The 17,347-nt window shown below is 32.7% G+C and carries 14 protein-coding genes; 9 read left to right on the top strand and 5 right to left on the bottom strand.

Features of this window, described 5'->3' with window-relative positions; genetic code table 11:
- Nucleotides 1-97 precede the first annotated feature (97 nt).
- The 6 genes from VGE71_RS00890 to scpA all read left to right on the top strand — a co-directional run bounded on the left by VGE71_RS00890 (nucleotide 98) and on the right by scpA (nucleotide 7,353).
- Nucleotides 98-1,225, top strand: a complete 1,128-nt coding sequence (locus tag VGE71_RS00890; RefSeq protein WP_331136616.1) for a methionine aminotransferase — start codon at nucleotides 98-100, stop codon at nucleotides 1,223-1,225.
- 76 nt (nucleotides 1,226-1,301) lie between these two features.
- Nucleotides 1,302-2,183, top strand: a complete 882-nt coding sequence (locus VGE71_RS00885) for an SDR family oxidoreductase (protein WP_331136615.1) — start codon at nucleotides 1,302-1,304, stop codon at nucleotides 2,181-2,183.
- A gap of 354 nt (nucleotides 2,184-2,537) precedes the next feature.
- Nucleotides 2,538-3,146, top strand: a complete 609-nt coding sequence (gene udk / locus VGE71_RS00880; RefSeq protein WP_331136614.1) for a uridine kinase — start codon at nucleotides 2,538-2,540, stop codon at nucleotides 3,144-3,146.
- 148 nt (nucleotides 3,147-3,294) lie between these two features.
- Nucleotides 3,295-3,627 (top strand): septum formation initiator family protein, encoded by a 333-nt coding sequence (locus tag VGE71_RS00875; RefSeq protein ID WP_331136613.1) that lies wholly within the window; start codon nucleotides 3,295-3,297, stop codon nucleotides 3,625-3,627.
- A 14-nt stretch (nucleotides 3,628-3,641) separates the two neighbouring features.
- Nucleotides 3,642-5,006 (top strand): methylmalonyl-CoA mutase subunit beta, encoded by a 1,365-nt coding sequence (locus VGE71_RS00870; RefSeq protein WP_331136612.1) that lies wholly within the window; start codon nucleotides 3,642-3,644, stop codon nucleotides 5,004-5,006.
- A 220-nt stretch (nucleotides 5,007-5,226) separates the two neighbouring features.
- Complete coding sequence (scpA, locus tag VGE71_RS00865; RefSeq protein ID WP_331136611.1) at nucleotides 5,227-7,353, top strand: methylmalonyl-CoA mutase; 2,127 nt, start codon at nucleotides 5,227-5,229, stop codon at nucleotides 7,351-7,353.
- Between the two features lie 39 nt (nucleotides 7,354-7,392).
- Here scpA and VGE71_RS00860 read toward each other — a convergent pair whose 3' ends face one another.
- The 3 genes from VGE71_RS00860 to VGE71_RS00850 all read right to left on the bottom strand — a co-directional run bounded on the left by VGE71_RS00860 (nucleotide 7,393) and on the right by VGE71_RS00850 (nucleotide 10,097).
- Nucleotides 7,393-8,031, bottom strand: coding sequence for a peptidoglycan-binding protein LysM (locus VGE71_RS00860; protein ID WP_331136610.1), 639 nt, complete (start codon nucleotides 8,029-8,031; stop codon nucleotides 7,393-7,395).
- Between the two features lie 481 nt (nucleotides 8,032-8,512).
- Nucleotides 8,513-9,553 (bottom strand): endolytic transglycosylase MltG, encoded by a 1,041-nt coding sequence (mltG, locus tag VGE71_RS00855; RefSeq protein ID WP_331136609.1) that lies wholly within the window; start codon nucleotides 9,551-9,553, stop codon nucleotides 8,513-8,515.
- Nucleotides 9,554-9,569: 16 nt separating this feature from the next.
- Entirely contained in the window at nucleotides 9,570-10,097 is a 528-nt protein-coding gene (locus VGE71_RS00850) for a GNAT family N-acetyltransferase (RefSeq protein ID WP_331136608.1), read from the bottom strand.
- Between the two features lie 314 nt (nucleotides 10,098-10,411).
- Here VGE71_RS00850 and VGE71_RS00845 point away from each other — a divergent pair, with 314 nt between their 5' ends.
- The gene (locus VGE71_RS00845) at nucleotides 10,412-11,812 is read left to right on the top strand and encodes a trypsin-like peptidase domain-containing protein (RefSeq protein ID WP_331136607.1); all 1,401 of its coding nucleotides are present in this window, start codon (nucleotides 10,412-10,414) and stop codon (nucleotides 11,810-11,812) included.
- Between the two features lie 213 nt (nucleotides 11,813-12,025).
- Nucleotides 12,026-13,474, top strand: coding sequence for a glyceraldehyde-3-phosphate dehydrogenase (locus VGE71_RS00840; RefSeq protein WP_331136606.1), 1,449 nt, complete (start codon nucleotides 12,026-12,028; stop codon nucleotides 13,472-13,474).
- 59 nt (nucleotides 13,475-13,533) lie between these two features.
- Here the strand turns inward: VGE71_RS00840 and VGE71_RS00835 are convergent, their stop codons facing one another.
- Entirely contained in the window at nucleotides 13,534-13,992 is a 459-nt protein-coding gene (locus tag VGE71_RS00835; protein ID WP_053474073.1) for an Lrp/AsnC family transcriptional regulator, read from the bottom strand.
- A 200-nt stretch (nucleotides 13,993-14,192) separates the two neighbouring features.
- Here VGE71_RS00835 and ald point away from each other — a divergent pair, with 200 nt between their 5' ends.
- A complete protein-coding gene (gene ald / locus VGE71_RS00830; RefSeq protein WP_331136605.1) occupies nucleotides 14,193-15,311 on the top strand; it encodes an alanine dehydrogenase in 1,119 nt (372 codons plus the stop codon).
- Between the two features lie 123 nt (nucleotides 15,312-15,434).
- On the opposite strand, the gene pafA is transcribed toward ald, so the two are convergent.
- Nucleotides 15,435-17,054, bottom strand: coding sequence for an alkaline phosphatase PafA (pafA, locus tag VGE71_RS00825; RefSeq protein ID WP_331136604.1), 1,620 nt, complete (start codon nucleotides 17,052-17,054; stop codon nucleotides 15,435-15,437).
- Nucleotides 17,055-17,347: the final 293 nt, after the last annotated feature.

The raw sequence follows: 17,347 nt of genomic DNA, 5'->3' as shown, positions 1-17,347 counted from the left end.
CGTATTTTGAAAAAATGTCCAAAATGGTTTCCTGGTAAGCAAAATGACTCACTTGTAAGAGTTCGCTACTATTTAACGATCCCAATAAATACAAATCATGAGTAAACTCCCAAATGTGACCACAAGTATTTTCACGGTAATGTCAAAAATGGCTGCCGAATACAATGCCATAAATCTTTCACAGGGATTTCCAAACTTTCCTGTAGATGAGAAATTGACTGATATTGTAGCGAGATTAGCAAAAGAAAACGTTCACCAATATACTCCAATGGCAGGTTATCCTCCATTGATGACCAAAATTGTGGAATTGACTCAGAGTTCTTATAACAGAAACATCAATCCTGAAACAGAACTTTTGGTTACCGCTGGAGCGACTCAGGGAATTTTTACCACTATTTTGGCTTTAGTAAAAGAAAATGACGAAGTAATCATTCTCGATCCAAGTTACGATTCGTATGAATCTCCTGTTCTACTTTGCAAAGCAAAACCTGTTCGTGTCGCTTTAAATGACGATTACACTCCAAATTGGGAAAGAATTGAAAAAGCATGTTCTGGAAAAACCAGAATGATGATTATCAATAATCCGCATAATCCAACTGGGAAAATTTTAACCGAAAATGATTTTATCCAGTTAAAAAATCTTCTTGAAAAATATCCTGACATTATTATTTTGTCTGATGAAGTTTACGAATACATTACTTTCGAAGAAAAACATATTTCGGCACATACCAAAGATTTTCTTTTAGAACGTTGCGTAATGGTTTCTTCTTTCGGAAAATCATTTCATATTACAGGCTGGAAAATTGGCTACACCATTGCTCCTGAGCATTTAATGAAAGAAATCAAGAAAGTGCATCAGTTTTTGGTTTTCAGTGTAAACAGCATTTCTCAGTTTGCCATAAGCGAATATCTTGATGTTGTCGATGTAAATTTATTGGGGAAATTCTATCAAGAAAAAAGAGATTATTTTCAGAAACTGCTTCAAAACACTCGTTTCGAATTAAAGCCTTGTGAAGGAACTTATTTTCAAGTTGCTTCTTATGCCAACATTTCAAATGAAGATGATGTTACTTTTTGCAAAAACCTAATTATCGATCATGGCGTTGCTGCAATTCCGATTTCTACATTTTATTCCGATCATAAAGATCAAAAATTAATACGTTTTTGCTTTGCAAAAGATGACTTCACATTAGAATCTGCAGCAAAAAAATTATGCAAAATATAAAGTTTATTAAAATTTTATAACATTATTATGCACGCATCCTATTTAATTTAACTAATATTGCAAAAAAAGAAAAAGTATGAGCTACACAGACAAAATGTTACGTGATGATGCTTTACAAGGCAAAGTCATTGTCGTTACAGGCGGCGGAAGCGGTTTAGGTAAAGCTATGACTAAATATTTTCTCGAATTAGGAGCTCAAGTAGCGATAACTTCTAGAGATTTAGAGAAGTTAAAAACTACAGCTGCCGAACTGGAAAGCCAGACAGGAGGTAAATGTTTACCGCTTCAATGTGATGTACGTCATTACAAAGAAGTAGAAAACATGCTTCAAGAAACTTTGAAGGTTTTCGGAAAAGTGGATGTTCTTTTAAACAATGCGGCAGGAAATTTTATTTCGCCAACAGAAAGATTATCTGCAAATGCATTTGATACTGTTATAGATATCGTACTTAAAGGTTCTAAAAACTGTACACTAGCTTTTGGAAAACACTGGATTGACACGAAACAAACTTCGGCAACGATTTTAAATATTGTGACAACTTACGCTTGGACAGGATCTGCTTATGTGGTTCCAAGTGCGACAGCAAAAGCGGGAGTTTTAGCCATGACAAGAAGTCTTGCTGTAGAATGGGCAAAATACGGAATTCGTTCTAATGCCATTGCTCCAGGACCATTCCCAACAAAAGGAGCTTGGGACAGATTGTTACCTGGAGATCTTTCAGAGAAATTTGATATGGCTAAAAAAGTGCCATTAAAAAGAGTTGGAGATCACCAAGAATTGGCAAATTTAGCCGCTTATTTAGTATCTGACTTCTCATCTTATATAAACGGAGATGTAATCACGATTGACGGAGGAGAATGGTTAAAAGGTGCTGGACAATTCAATTTATTAGAAGCAATTCCAGAAGAACTTTGGGATCAGCTTGAAATGATGATAAAAGCAAAAAAGAATAAATAATTACAAGTGCTTACTAAATTCAGAATATTTTTTAAAACTATACTGATTGCACGAAATCCCGAAGGTTTACTTTCGGGATTTTTTTTGCTTTTTTTTCACCATATAAGTTAATTTAAGAGATTATAAGTTTTTGCGCAATGTTTTTAAATGAACTTATATTACTTATATGGTTTAAAAAATAAATTATTCGGTCTTTTATCAATATAACAGCAATTATTTCAGTTAAGTAACATTTTGTTTAAATATTTTCTAGCTTAAATTTACTTATATTACTTATATGGTTTAAAAAAGATATTATGTTTAGCGATTCAGTTAAATTATTATTTTTGCGTAACAAATTATAACAACAAATTTATGCTCATTATAGGAATCGCCGGAGGAACAGGAAGTGGAAAAACAACAGTAGTACACCAAATTATGAACGAATTGCCACATACAGAAGTTGGGGTAATTTCTCAGGATTCTTATTATAAAGAAACCACCAATTTATCTTTTGACGAAAGAGCATTAATCAATTTTGATCACCCAAGAGCGATAGATTTTGATTTGTTGGTAAAACATTTAAAAGCTTTAAAAGCTGGAGAAACAATCGATCAGCCTGTTTATTCTTTCGTTCAACATAACAGAACAGACGATACGGTTTCAACACATCCAAGAAAAGTAATGATTGTAGAAGGAATTTTAATCTTAACCAATCCAGAATTAAGAGATATGTTCGATATTAAAGTATTCGTTCACGCAGATTCTGATGAAAGATTAATTCGTCGTTTAAAAAGAGATATTTCAGAACGCGGACGTGATATTGACGAAGTTTTAAACCGTTACCAAACGACTTTAAAGCCTATGCATGAGCAATTTATCGAGCCTTCTAAGGCTTTTGCAGATATCATTATTCCAAATGACAAATACAATACGGTAGCAATTGATGTCGTTCGTGCTGTAATTAATCAGAGGATTTCATAATTTTTATCGTAAATTTAGTCCATAATAATTAGGAGCTGATTCCCGCTTTCGCCTTTATCTTTTTATGGCGGAAAAAGCCATAAAAAGGATACCGGCTCTATCGGGGCTAGAAACAACCACTCAAATTCAAAAGAAATATTCGTTTAAAATGAAATTTAAAAATCCATACAAAGACAAAAAATGGTTCAAATACCTAGGAAACAAATACGTTTGGGTATTGCTATTTTTTATAGTTTGGATGTTATTTCTAGACAATTACTCTTATTTTGATCATCGCTTTTTAGATGAACAAATTCATGAACTTCAGGATAATAAAAAATATTATCAAGAAGAAATCAAAAAAGATCAAGAGCAGATCAAACAGCTCAAAAATCCGGAACAAATTGAGAAATATGCTCGCGAAAAGTATTTCATGAAAAAAGACAGCGAAGATATTTATATCATACAATTTGAAGGAGACACCATCCAGGAAAAAGAATAATCAAACAAAATACAATGGCCACTAACCTATTCGACGATTTTAATCCGATTTCATCCAAACAATGGAAACAAAAAATTCAGTTTGAATTAGATGGAGCCGATTACAATCAAACTGTTATTTGGAATTCGCCAGAAGATATTCAGGTAAAACCTTTTTATCACAGCGATGAATTTACAAAAGCAGCAAACGTAAATACGCAAGCCTCAGATTTTAAAATCTGCCAAAATATCTTTGTTTTTGATATTGAAAAATCTATCGAACGCGCTTTAAACACTTTAGAAAGAGGTGCAGAAAGCCTTCGTTTTACCATCCAAAATGATAAAATTGACATTCAAAAATTACTAGAAAATCTTCCTTTAGAAAACAAAACTGTTTACTTTAATTTCACTTTCATCTCAATCGATTTCGTTAAAAAATTAGATACAATTTCAATTCAGAAAAAAGCTAATTTTTATTGCAATTTTGACCCAATCGGACAATTAGCAAAAGATGGAAACTGGTTTACAACTTCGGAGAAAAACAATTTTGAAACTTTAGAATTACTCTTTAAAAACACAACCAATCTAAATCTATTAAGTGTAGACTTAGGTTTGTACCAAAATGCTGGAGCCAATATTACTCAGCAAATCGGGTATAGCTTAGCACATGCAAACGAGTATTTAAATCGTTTCTCTGATACTGCAAAATCAGTAGTTTTTCAAATATCAGTTGGAAGTAATTATTTCTTTGAAATTGCTAAACTTCGTGCACTTCGAATGTTGTTTGATTTAATTGCAGCAGAATATAATCCGAATATAAAATGTCATTTTTTGGTAACGCCAACCAAACGCAATAAAACCATTTACGATTACAATGTCAATATGCTGCGAACTACAACCGAATGCATGTCGGCAATCTTGGGTGGCGCAGATGCCATTGCCAATTTACCATACGATTCCTTGTATCACAAAGACAATGAATTTGGCGATCGAATTGCGAGAAACCAGCTTTTGATTTTAAAACATGAAAGTTATTTCAACAAAGTAAATAATCCAGCAGACGGAAGCTATTACATCGAAAGTTTAACCATGCAATTGGCCGAAAAAGCTTTGGTTTTATTTAAAGATATCGAAGCAAACGGAGGTTTCTTGAAACTTTTGAATGACGGAACCATCAAAAAGAAAATTCAGGAAAGCGCCAATAAAGAGCAAGAATTATTCGATTCTAAAAAAGAAATTTTATTAGGAACCAATAAATATCCGAATAAAGAAGACAGAATGAAACACGATTTAGAATTGTTTCCTTTTGTAAAAATCAAACCAAGAAAAACATTAATTACACCAATTATAGAAAAAAGGTTAGCAGAAAAAATGGAGCAAGAACGATTAGAATTGGAATAAATGGGAATTTATTTTATTATATTTTGGGTATTATCATTAGTTATGATAGTTACCTGTCTAATTTTTTTCACAATCGGATTTACATATAAAAACTATAAAAAGATTTTAATAGGGATTTCAGCTATGCTTTTAGCAATATTGTTTTATTATTTGCCATATTATTTAATAATGAATTATATGATTAATTCGCTTAAAAATCTTCAGTAGTCATTGATACAAAATGAGAAAAGACCTTAAACATATTACGCTTCAAAATCAAAAGTCGAAAGTTGAAAGTCAAGAAAACTTGGCAGATAACTTTACAACCGCTGAAGGAATTGAAATCAAAAGAAATTATTCGGAGAAAGATATCGAAGATTTAGAGTTTCTTGATTTCGGAGCTGGTTTTGCACCCAACTTACGCGGGCCGTACGCCACGATGTACGTGAGACGTCCGTGGACGATTCGTCAATATGCAGGATTTTCTACAGCAGAAGAAAGTAATGCTTTTTATAGAAAAAATTTAGCCGCAGGTCAAAAAGGACTTTCCATCGCATTTGATTTACCAACGCATCGTGGTTACGATTCAGATCACGAAAGAGTTGTTGGCGATGTTGGAAAAGCTGGCGTAGCGATTGATTCTGTTGAAGATATGAAAATTCTTTTCGATCAGATTCCTTTAGACGAAATGTCAGTTTCAATGACTATGAATGGCGCAGTTTTGCCTATCATGGCTTTTTATATTGTCGCTGCTGAAGAGCAAGGTGTTAGTCCTGAAAAATTAGCAGGAACCATCCAAAATGACATTTTAAAGGAGTTTATGGTACGAAATACGTATATCTATCCTCCAACTCCATCAATGAAAATTATCGCCGATATTTTTGAATTTACGAGCAAAAAAATGCCAAAATTCAATTCGATTTCTATTTCTGGTTATCATATGCAGGAAGCTGGTGCTACAGCCGATATTGAATTGGCATATACTTTGGCCGATGGTTTAGAATATATTAGAACCGGATTATCAACCGGAATGACGATTGATGAATTTGCTCCAAGATTATCTTTCTTTTGGGCAATCGGAATGAATCATTTTATGGAAATTGCCAAAATGAGAGCCGGACGAATGATTTGGGCAAAATTGCTCAAACAGTTTAATCCAAAAAGTGATAAATCTCTAACTTTAAGAACACACTGCCAAACCAGCGGATGGAGTTTAACCGAACAAGATCCATTTAATAATGTAGCGAGAACCTGTATAGAAGCTTCTGCAGCAGTTTTTGGCGGAACACAATCTCTTCATACCAATGCTTTAGACGAAGCTATTGCATTACCAACGGATTTCTCGGCAAGAATTGCTCGAAATACTCAAATATTTCTTCAGGAAGAAACCAAAATCACCAAAACGGTTGATCCTTGGGCAGGAAGTTATTATGTTGAAAGTTTGACCAATGAAATTATTGAAAAAACCTGGAAATTAATCGAAGAAGTAGAAGAATTGGGCGGTATGACAAAAGCCATTGAAGCTGGAATTCCGAAACTTCGAATTGAAGAAGCTGCTGCAAGAAAACAAGCCAGAATTGACAGCGGGCAAGATATTATTGTTGGTGTAAACCAATACCGTTTAGAAAAAGAAGATCCTTTAGATATTTTGGATGTAGACAATCAATTAGTTCGTAAACAGCAAATTGAACGTCTTGAAGAAATAAAACAAACCAGAGATTCTGAAAAAGTAAATAATTCACTAGAAAAATTAATCCTTTGTGCACAAACGGGACAAGGCAATTTATTAGAAATCGCAATTGAAGCAGCTAGAAATAGAGCAACACTAGGAGAAATCAGTAATGCTTTGGAAACTGTTTTCGGTCGTTTTAAAGCACAAATTAAATCTTTTAGCGGAGTGTATAGTGCAGCAATAAAAAATGACGAGAATTTTGAAAAGGCAAAACAATTAGCAGATCTTTTTGCCAAACAAGAAGGAAGACGCCCTAGAATTATGATTGCCAAAATGGGACAAGATGGTCATGACCGCGGTGCTAAAGTAGTAGCAACTGGTTATGCCGATGTAGGTTTTGATGTGGATATAGGTCCGTTATTTCAAACTCCAGCCGAAGCAGCAAAACAAGCCGTTGAAAATGATGTTCACATTTTGGGAGTTTCATCACTTGCAGCAGGACATAAAACATTAGTTCCACAAGTTATTGACGAACTAAAAAAACACGGACGAGAAGATATTATGGTAATTGTTGGCGGTGTAATTCCGTCTCAGGACTATCAATTTTTGTTTGATGCTGGAGCATCAGCCGTTTTTGGACCTGGAACCAAAATTAGCGAAGCCGCAATAAAAATATTAGAAGCTTTAATAGATTAAAAAGAAAATCCCTTTTAACAAGGGATTTTCTTTTTTCATTTAGTCGTTTACTGTTGCGTTACTATCTGCCTCTATAAAAGAAAGATCATAACCCGCAAAATCTCTCAAATAGCTTTTCAAAGAAGTTCCGAAAGCATCCCTAAAATGTCTGCCTCCTTTGTTTTTGAAAAAATTCTTTACAGAACCTGCACCACCTAAATGTGCTGCAGCTAAAATTCCAGATTCGGTAATTTCAATACCATTGATGATTTTACCGTTGTACTTTTCGATTTCGTAACGTAAAATCCATTTGTTTTTGGCTAATAAAGCCGTAAAAGCTTTTTCTTGTAGAGCAGGATCTTTTAAAAAGGCTTTGTTATCATTAATTCCAATTGCTCTTAAAGCTTTAGAACCAAATTGATATTTACCCATGTAACCAAGAGAATTAACTAATCTGTATTTCCCTTGTGATTCTTTAAAAGCTACAGCTTCTTTAAATCCTATAAGGTGATTTCCTGTGTATGGGACGTTGGTTTTAGGATAATCATCTTTTTCTTTCGATGGAAAAATGTATTCTGATCCATCCGTTTTTTCAACTAAAAACCAAGGTTTGGTTTCTACTTTATTGGGAATAAAACCCAAACTTAAAAATGTAATAATAACGACTAAACTCGCATAAAAATACCATTTCTTTATCATAAATTGTTTTTCTTCAAAACGCTGTCACCCTCTTGAAATTTCTACGGTGCAAAGATAAGGCTTTTTCAAAATATGCTTAAAACCAGCATTTTAACGTTTTTAAAGAAAAAGTAGAATTCGCTTTAATCCCAACTATACTAATGGATTCCGAAAGATTTTGGTAACGATTTTTTAACGTTGAAAATTGAAATTTTGGATCAAAAAAAATTCAATTTTATATTAATTTTAAGCAAATTCATTAAAAAAGAAAGAAATAGACTACAATAAAATTGGCGTTTTTGTGTCTTTTTTGAAAATGATTTTTTGAATTTTGTAAAATTTGAGAACACAAAATGTGTAAATTTTTATCACTTTCAATTTAAAAAATGTCCAAAATAGTAATTCGATAATTTTTAAAATAAAAACCAATTCCCATTAAAAATTAGCAATAAAAAAACCGAAGTTAAATTGACTTCGGTTATTATTTTTATTTAAAAGTAAATTATCTCGTTACTCCCTGACTTGCGATCCAGTCAGAATATTTTTTTGCATTTACATTATGTTCTGCTAATGTTGCAGCAAATTCATGATATCCAAAGCGCTCCACACTTGCACAGAAATAAATATAATCGTTTTTCTCTGGATTTAAAACTGCTTCTAATGCTGTAATATCAGGCATTGCAATTGGTCCAGGAGGAAGTCCTTTGTTTACATAAGTATTGTAAGGCGATTTCATTACTAAATCATTATAAAAAACTCTTTTTATAACCTGATCAAAATCGTTATCACGAAGTTTCAAAGCATAAATAACTGTCGGATCTGCTTGTAAAGGCATTTCTAAACGTAAACGATTTAAATAAACTCCGGCAATGCGCGGTCTTTCGTCTTTTTTAACTGATTCTTTATGCACAATTGAAGCTAAAATTGTAGCCTGAACCGGGGTTAATCCTTGTGCTTTTGCTTTAGCAATTCTTTCGTCAGTCCAGAAAGTATGATATTCTTTAATCATTTTGTCACGGAACTTCTCAGCAGAGGTATTCCAATAAATTTCATAAGTGTTCGGAATAAACATTGCAAACACATTATCTTCATTAAATCCGTTTGCAGCTAAAAAAGTAGAATCTTTTATAGCTTTCACTAAAGATAAACTATCAGCTTCGATTTCTTTACCAATTCTTCCCGCAAAATTTTCTAATCGTTCCTGATTATTAAAAACCAATTTCACAGGAATATTAGAACGCATTGCACGAACTAAGTCGATATTATTCATGTCTTTCTTTAAAAGAAAACGACCTGATTTTACATTTTCAGGATAGTCTCTCTTTTCGGCAACCATTTCAAAGTTGTCAAAGTTTTTTACATAAGGAGTTAGTATTTTCTTTACATCTGCATAATTTGCACCTGTTGGCACATAGACGTATAATTCTTTTTCTTCGAATTTAGTATTAGAACTAAAAATTTTACTGATTAAAATAAAACCATAAATCAATAAAACTGAAATTATGGCCACAGCACTTATCGTGATAATTTTCTTTAGACTCAAAGCTTAAAATTTAAATTTATTTATTAATTAGTTGAAAAACTGCTTCATCATGATATTTATTGTGAAGCAAAATCCAATCTTTTTTTATTCCGATTTTCTCAAAACCAAATTTAGTAAAAAGTGCGATACTAGCTTCATTTTCTACTCCGATATTTGCGTACAGCTGATGAAGGTTTAAATTGTAAAAAGCATATTTTATTAAAAGCTCTAAAGCCTCAGAACCAATATTTTGTCCTTTATTTTCATCTTTCTGAATTACTATACCAATTCCTGCCCTATTATTTCGAGGATCAAAATCAAATAAATCAATCAATCCAAGAGCCGGAAAATCTTCATCACGACATATAGCTAAACGAAGTTGTTTTGCCTCATAAATATCTTGATGCGCATTTTCTAAATATTGTTTTATCAAAAAACGACTATATGGAGTTTGTGTATTACTAACTTCCCAAATGCTCTGATCATTTTCAATGGCATAAATAAACTCCAAATCTTGTGGTTCGAGCGCACGCAAATAAATCGATTCTCCCTTTAATGTTATCATTTAAAATAATAGATTTTGTTTGTTTTTTAAAGACAATTAGAGCTTCAACAATATATTAAATCTTTAAACATTAACCCTTTTAAAAATAAAATTACAACTATAAAAACAACAATTCTCTTAAATTATTATTAATTACATTGTACTTTATAAAACTCCAGCTACATAATTTTACACAAAAATACGAACTATTAATTAAGAAAATGTTAATCACTGTTAAAGAGAGTTAAACCGTTTTTACAAATAATTTTTTGAAGTAATTTTACGTTAAATAAAACATGAACATAAATTCTAATAACTTAATTACATATTTTAATATGAAAAGATTTTCAGCCTTATTTTTAGTGTCATTATTGAGTGGTGCTATTACTCTTGGTGCTTACAAGTTATTATTTGAAAGCAACAATTCTTTTTTTGGAAAAGGAAATTCTGTTGTAACTCTTGCCCCTAACTCTTACGGAAAAAATGTTGGTTTAGGAGCTGAAACACTAGATTTTACCGAAGCCGCAGACAAAACTGTACATACTGTTGTTCACGTTAAAAACGTTTCTCGAAGAACTGTAAGTAATCCAATGCTTGAATTTTTCTACGGTTACGGAGGACAGCAGCAACAAGAACAAGTAGGAACTGGTTCTGGTGTAATTATTTCTGAAGACGGATACATTGTGACTAACAATCACGTAATTAAAGACGCAACAGAAATCGAGATTACTTTAAATAATAAAAAATCATACAAAGCAAAATTAATTGGCACAGATTCTAAAATGGATATTGCTTTGTTGAAAATCAACGCAGATGAAAAACTTCCTTACACAGCTTTCGCAAATTCTGACAGTGTAAAAGTGGGTGAATGGGTATTGGCAGTTGGAAATCCGTACAATCTGACATCAACTGTAACTGCCGGAATTGTTTCGGCGAAAGCCAGAAATTTAGATCAAAGCGGTATTCAATCTTTTATTCAAACAGATGCTGCCGTAAATCCAGGTAATAGCGGTGGAGCGTTAGTAAATGCTAGAGGAGAATTAATCGGTATTAATACTATGATTTCGTCAATGACTGGTTCTTACGTTGGTTACTCTTTTGCAGTTCCTTCTAATATCGCTCGAAAAATTATCGAAGATATAATGGAGTATGGAAATGTTCAGAGAGGAATTCTTGGAGTTGAAGGTGGAGAATTGAATGCAATGGCTTCTAAAGAATTAGGCATAACCGAAACACAAGGTTTTTACATTAACAGAGTTTCTAAAAATTCTGGTGCAGAAAAAGCTGGTTTAGGCAAAGGAGATATAATCGTAAAATTGGATGATCAAAACATTTCTACTTATGCTGATTTATCTGGCTATATTAATACCAAACGTCCAAATGATGTTGTAAAAGTAACTTATATTAAAGACGGAAAAACAAAAACAGTTCCCGTAACTTTAAGTAAAAATGAGTTTTACAGCGCCGAATTTAAAGGTATTGAATTAGAAAACATCGACGCTGCGGATAAGAAAAAATTCAGAATTGATTATGGTGTAAAAATCAAAAACATCACAAACGAGAATTTAATGCAATATCAAAATGAATTGCAAGGAAATATTATTCTAAGCATTGATAATGTAAAAGCTACAAATGTTGAAACGGTTTCGAAACTCTTAAGTAAAAAAGACGAAGGACAAAGTGTGCGAATCGAAATGATCAACAGAAACGGAGAAGTTTTTAGAATTATTATTTAAGTCACAGTTTATAGTCACAGTTTACAGTTATCAAAAAAAACTGAAAACCGAGACTGGAACTGAAAACTAAAAAAAGCCATCTTAATAAATTTAAGGTGGCTTTTTCATTTTCAAAAATAAATGCTAAAATAGTTTACGAAATCGATTGAAATAGATACTTTTGCGCCAAATTATAAAATAAGTGAGTGTTTTATTATTTCAATTTATTAAATTATGAACAACAAATCTTTGTACCAAAAAGAGGTATCCTTACAAGTCGACCGAAGAAGAGCTGGTGTCGAATTAATTAAAATCATAAGTGATTTATGGTATGACAAATCGATAGAAATGGTTTTATTTAAAAACCAATTACTGGATAAAAATGTCAGCGATATTATCAATCTTCATCAATATGCTGGTGAATTTGTTGGAAAACCTATTACCATATTTGACTCTGTCGAAATTGCCAAAGTCGTTTCTTCATTAGATCTTCCACCTGCAAAAATAGATCTTGGAAAATTAACTTATGAATATGGATTCGAAGATGAAAAATATCCTGATGCAAGATATTTTGTTATCGATAAATTGAAAAAAGCAAAATCATCAAAAGAAATTCATCCTAAAGATGTTGTTCTTTATGGTTTTGGAAGAATCGGACGTTTATTAGCAAGAGAGCTAATGTCTAAAACCGGAAAAGGAAACCAATTGCGCTTAAGAGCAATTGTCACAAGAGATAAAAACGATGCTACAAGTCTAGGGAAAAGAGCTTCTCTTCTTCGTTACGATTCAATTCATGGTGATTTTCATGGTTCTGTAATTGCCGATACTAAAAACAATGCCTTAATAATTAATGGAACTACTGTTCATGTTATATCAGCAAATTCTCCAGAAGAAATAGATTATACACAATATGAAATCAATGATGCTTTATTGATTGATAATACAGGCGCTTATACAACAGAAGAAGCTTTAAAAAGACATTTAAAATCTAATGGAGTGGAAAAAGTTTTATTGACCGCTCCAGGCAAAGGCGTACCAAACATTGTGTACGGTGTAAATCACAATGATTACAATCCAGACGAAGTTAATATTTTCTCTGCCGCATCTTGTACAACAAACGCTATTACTCCAGTTTTAAAAGTAATCGAAGAAACTTTAGGAGTTGCAAAAGGACATTTAGAAACCATTCATTCTTATACAAACGATCAGAATCTGGTTGATAATATGCACAAAAAATACCGACGTGGAAGAGCTGCTGCTTTAAACATGGTAATTACCGAAACTGGCGCAGGAAATGCTGTTGCAAAAGCACTGCCTTCATTAGAAGGAAAATTAACTTCAAATGCCATTCGTGTTCCTGTACCCAACGGATCATTGGTCGTTTTAAATTTAGACGTTAAAAAAGCTACATCTATCGCTGGGATAAATAAGATTATGAAGAAATATGCTCTTGAAGGAGAATTGGTAGAGCAAATTAAATATTCATTAAACAATGAACTTGTTTCTTCTGACATCGTTGGAACTTCTGCTCCAGCTATTTATGATAGTAATGCCACTATTGTTTCTAAAGACGGAAAAAGTATTGTATTGTACATTTGGTATGATAACGAATTTGGCTATAGTCATCAAGTCATACGTTTAGCAAAATATATTGCCAAAGTAAGACGTTATACTTATTATTAATTCAACCAAACTAACTCTTTTATCAAACCATCAAGATTTCTTGGTGGTTTTTTATTGAATTAAATCGGTAAAACCGTCGTACTTTTCACTTCCGATATTACAAAAACGGTATTAATCAAAGAAACTTCTGGAAGAACTGATAATTTTTTTTGATGAAAATGATGATAACTTTCCATATCCGGAATTATAATCTTTAACATATAATCAAAATTTCCTGAAACATAATTACATTCTACAACCTCTGGCAAGTTTAAGATCGATTGATTAAATCCTTCTGATGTATCATAAGTTTGCTTGGTAAGCGTCACCTGACAATAAACTGTGAGATTATTTCCTAATTTTTTCTTGTCTAAAATCGTCACATATTTCTCTATAATACCATCTTTCTCAAGACGTTTCACCCGATCATGCACAGGTGTCAAAGACAAATTTATTTTGTTTGCGATATCTTTTAAAGTGTAATGTGCGTCTTCTTGTAAAAGTCGTAAGATTTTTTTGTCAATTTCATCTAAAGCCATAACGAAAACGTTTTATTAGATTAATATTTTTTAGTCATTTTTTCTTTTTGAAGAATAAAATTTAACTCCAAACAGAATATTTTTCTGTAAAAATAAAAAATAAAATAATATTTTCTTATTTAACAACGCTTAAACCATAATTTATTCTCTCTCTGTAGATTTGTAAAACAAATTCAACAAAAAACAAAAAATAGAATAAAATGATAATAGGTGTTCCAAAAGAAATCAAGAATAACGAAAACAGAGTTGCGTTAACTCCTGCAGGTGTATCAGAAATGAAAAAACACGGACATACAGTTTATGTACAAGCTACAGCTGGTTTAGGAAGTGGTTTTGCTGATGAAGAATATGCCGAAGCAGGCGCAGTTGTTTTACCAACAATTGAAGACGTTTATGCAATTGCAGAAATGATTGTTAAAGTAAAAGAACCAATTGCTTCTGAATATCCATTAATTAAAAAAGATCAATTATTATTTACTTATTTCCACTTTGCATCTTCTGAAGAATTAACGCATGCAATGTTAGAAAAAGGAGCTGTTTGTTTAGCTTACGAAACTGTAGAAAAAACAGACAGAAGTTTACCATTATTAGTTCCAATGTCTGAAGTTGCTGGTCGTATGGCAATTCAACAAGGAGCAAAATACCTAGAAAAACCATTAAAAGGAAGAGGAATTCTTTTAGGTGGTGTTCCAGGAGTTCCACCAGCTAAAGTATTAGTTTTAGGTGGAGGAATCGTAGGAACTCAAGCTGCAAAAATGGCTGCAGGTTTAGGAGCTCAGGTAACTATCATGGATTTAAGTTTGCCTCGTTTACGTCAGTTAGACGATATTATGCCAGCTAACGTAAATACAGAAATGTCTAACCATTACAATATTACAAGAGCAATTAAAGATGCTGACTTAATCGTTGGAGCAGTTCTAATTCCAGGAGCAAAAGCACCTCACTTAATTACTCGTGATATGCTTAAATTAATGCGTCCAGGAACTGTTGTAGTTGACGTAGCTGTTGACCAAGGTGGATGTATCGAAACTTGTACTCCTACAACTCACGAAAACCCAACTTTCATTATTGACGATATCGTTCACTATTGTGTAGCTAATATGCCAGGAGCTGTTCCTTACACTTCTACTTTAGCTTTAACTAATGCTACTTTGCCTTACGCTGTACAATTAGCAAACAAAGGATGGGAGAAAGCTTGCGCTGAAAATGAAGAATTGAAAAAAGGATTAAATGTTGCTAATGGAAAAATTCTTTACAAAGGAGTTGCTGAAGCTTGGAATCTTCCTTTTAACGAAGAAATAGTATTAGCAAACGCATAGTGTTAATACTAAAATAAGTGCTTACTAAGTCACCTATTATAAAAGGCTTTTCAATATTGAAAAGCCTTTTTTTATGGCATAAAAAAAACTGTCTCTTCAGACAGGTTTTCAATAACTTTGTTTTTATTTTTTTGAATCTAGAACTTCTTGCATAACTTTTGCTTCAGTTCCGTTTGGAAAAGTAACTTTAATTTTCTGTGCTATCGTAGGAGCAATTTCTGTAATAGCTTTTTTGTCATAAGACTCTCCTTTTTTGATTCCCCAGCCATAAAAAATTGCTGGAACATGAGTATCATAGCTATAAATTGTTCCGTGAGATGTTCCTGTTGCAGTATACTCGATATCTCCAGGCTTGTCAACAATTACTAAATCACCATTTTGAGTCACATCATAACCTTTAGCCACAAAGTTTAGCGCGTAGTCATTTCCGCCATTAGCCAAAATATCCTCTTCAGTATAAACTCTCTTAACTTGAGGTTGCGAAATCAAAAATTCTTTAAAAGCCTTTTTTACCTGTGCCAAATCTAAACCTTTATCTTTTATAATTTGTTTATTAAAGAAAATATTAAAGTTTGAATAGTTTTGAATCAAATCAACACCGAAAGTTTTTGTAGAAAAATCTTGTAAGCTCTTTTTAACTTCTTTAGAAGGATAATTATCTACATTATATTTACGATCTTTCAAATAAATTACATTTTCAGCACCTGCATGATCAGCAGTTAAGAATAATAAATAATTTCCTTTTCCAACCGTTTTATCCAAATAAGCTAAAAAGTCAGCAATAGTTTGATCTAATCTCAAATAAGTATCCTGAAGCTCCATAGATCTTGGTCCAAGTAAGTGGCCAACATAATCTGTAGAAGAAAAACTAACCGTCAAGAAATCTGTAATATTATCTTTTCCTAATTCTTCCTTCTCAATTGCTTTTTTTGCAAATTCAGCTAACAAATCATTCCCAAAAGGAGTCGCTCGTATAATTCCTGCATCATTTTTCTCATACATAGATTTCAAATCGTATGGAAAAACTGGAGCTGCACTTCCATGCAATTTACCCTCATAAGGATTATTATCTGGAAGACTTTCATTATACACAGAAGCAGGCTTGTATAAATCCCAGCCTTTATTAATATATTTTAAGTAGTTTTTCTCATTGTTGAATTCAGTAACCCAATCAGGTAATTTTTCACCGTAAAAAGAACTAGAAATAAACGACCCTGTTTTGCTATACCAAAATGCCCAGTTAGCAAAATGTCCAGCTGGTAATATAGCTCCACGGTCTTTTAAACTCATCCCTATTACCTTTCCATTAAAATTAGTCGCCATTCTAACTTCGTCAGTAATAGTAGTGCTTTGAAGATTTTTAGGAGACATGGCACCTTCTTCTGCAGTACCATCACCTACTGTTTTCACTCCTGCATCATCAGTACAGTACATTTCTTTTCCTAGAGTTCTACTAAACCATTCATTCCCTACAATTCCATGAGTAGCAGGTGTTGTACCAGTATAAATTGAAGCATGCCCAGGAGCAGTGTAGGTAGGCATATAATTGTAATGCATGTTTTGGAAAACAAATCCATCATTCATTAATTTTTTAAAGCCATTTGGAGAAAAGTCATCTGAAAATCGATATAAATATTCCATTTTCATCTGATCGACAACTATACCCACAACTAATTTTGGACGTTGCTGAGCACTTAAACTTGTAACAGCAAAAAGCGCCAACAATAAAATATTTTTCTTCATGTTTAAATAAAATAATTGAAGAGCAAAAATACTCATTCAAATTCAAAAAGTCTCAAATATCAATATACAACCTTCTACAATTGACTATAATTTAACATTTTTTAAACCTACATAATTTAGATTCTGGGCGTTTCCCTCCGGGTCGTGCTGTTCGCTGTATCTTTTGCGGGTGTGGGTTTTAGGGGAAAAGAAAGTTCCGGCTGTCCGCAAAAGGATGCCGCTCCCATCACTAACGCGGTCGGGGGTATGCAGGTCTGGTCTGCGGAACCGTTACAAAACAAAAAACCCCGTTT

It is taken from the genome of Flavobacterium sp., assembly GCF_036405015.1.
Classification (GTDB): Bacteria; Bacteroidota; Bacteroidia; order Flavobacteriales; family Flavobacteriaceae; genus Flavobacterium.
The sequence above is the reverse complement of the archived record's forward strand: the minus strand, read 5'-3'. Positions and strand labels throughout refer to the sequence as shown.

Bases quoted from the DNA above. Each gene is read 5' to 3' on its own strand.
- VGE71_RS00850 (WP_331136608.1), bottom strand. From the start codon at position 10,097: ATGATAACATTAAAGGGAGAATCGATTTATTTGCGTGCGCTCGAACCA.
- scpA (WP_331136611.1), top strand. From the start codon at position 5,227: ATGAGAAAAGACCTTAAACATATTACGCTTCAAAATCAAAAGTCGAAA.
- VGE71_RS00860 (WP_331136610.1), bottom strand. From the start codon at position 8,031: ATGATAAAGAAATGGTATTTTTATGCGAGTTTAGTCGTTATTATTACA.
- ald (WP_331136605.1), top strand. From the start codon at position 14,193: ATGATAATAGGTGTTCCAAAAGAAATCAAGAATAACGAAAACAGAGTT.
- VGE71_RS00870 (WP_331136612.1), top strand. From the start codon at position 3,642: ATGGCCACTAACCTATTCGACGATTTTAATCCGATTTCATCCAAACAA.
- pafA (WP_331136604.1), bottom strand. From the start codon at position 17,054: ATGAAGAAAAATATTTTATTGTTGGCGCTTTTTGCTGTTACAAGTTTA.
- VGE71_RS00885 (WP_331136615.1), top strand. From the start codon at position 1,302: ATGAGCTACACAGACAAAATGTTACGTGATGATGCTTTACAAGGCAAA.
- VGE71_RS00875 (WP_331136613.1), top strand. From the start codon at position 3,295: ATGAAATTTAAAAATCCATACAAAGACAAAAAATGGTTCAAATACCTA.
- VGE71_RS00835 (WP_053474073.1), bottom strand. From the start codon at position 13,992: ATGGCTTTAGATGAAATTGACAAAAAAATCTTACGACTTTTACAAGAA.
- VGE71_RS00840 (WP_331136606.1), top strand. From the start codon at position 12,026: ATGAACAACAAATCTTTGTACCAAAAAGAGGTATCCTTACAAGTCGAC.
- VGE71_RS00890 (WP_331136616.1), top strand. From the start codon at position 98: ATGAGTAAACTCCCAAATGTGACCACAAGTATTTTCACGGTAATGTCA.
- udk (WP_331136614.1), top strand. From the start codon at position 2,538: ATGCTCATTATAGGAATCGCCGGAGGAACAGGAAGTGGAAAAACAACA.
- VGE71_RS00845 (WP_331136607.1), top strand. From the start codon at position 10,412: ATGAAAAGATTTTCAGCCTTATTTTTAGTGTCATTATTGAGTGGTGCT.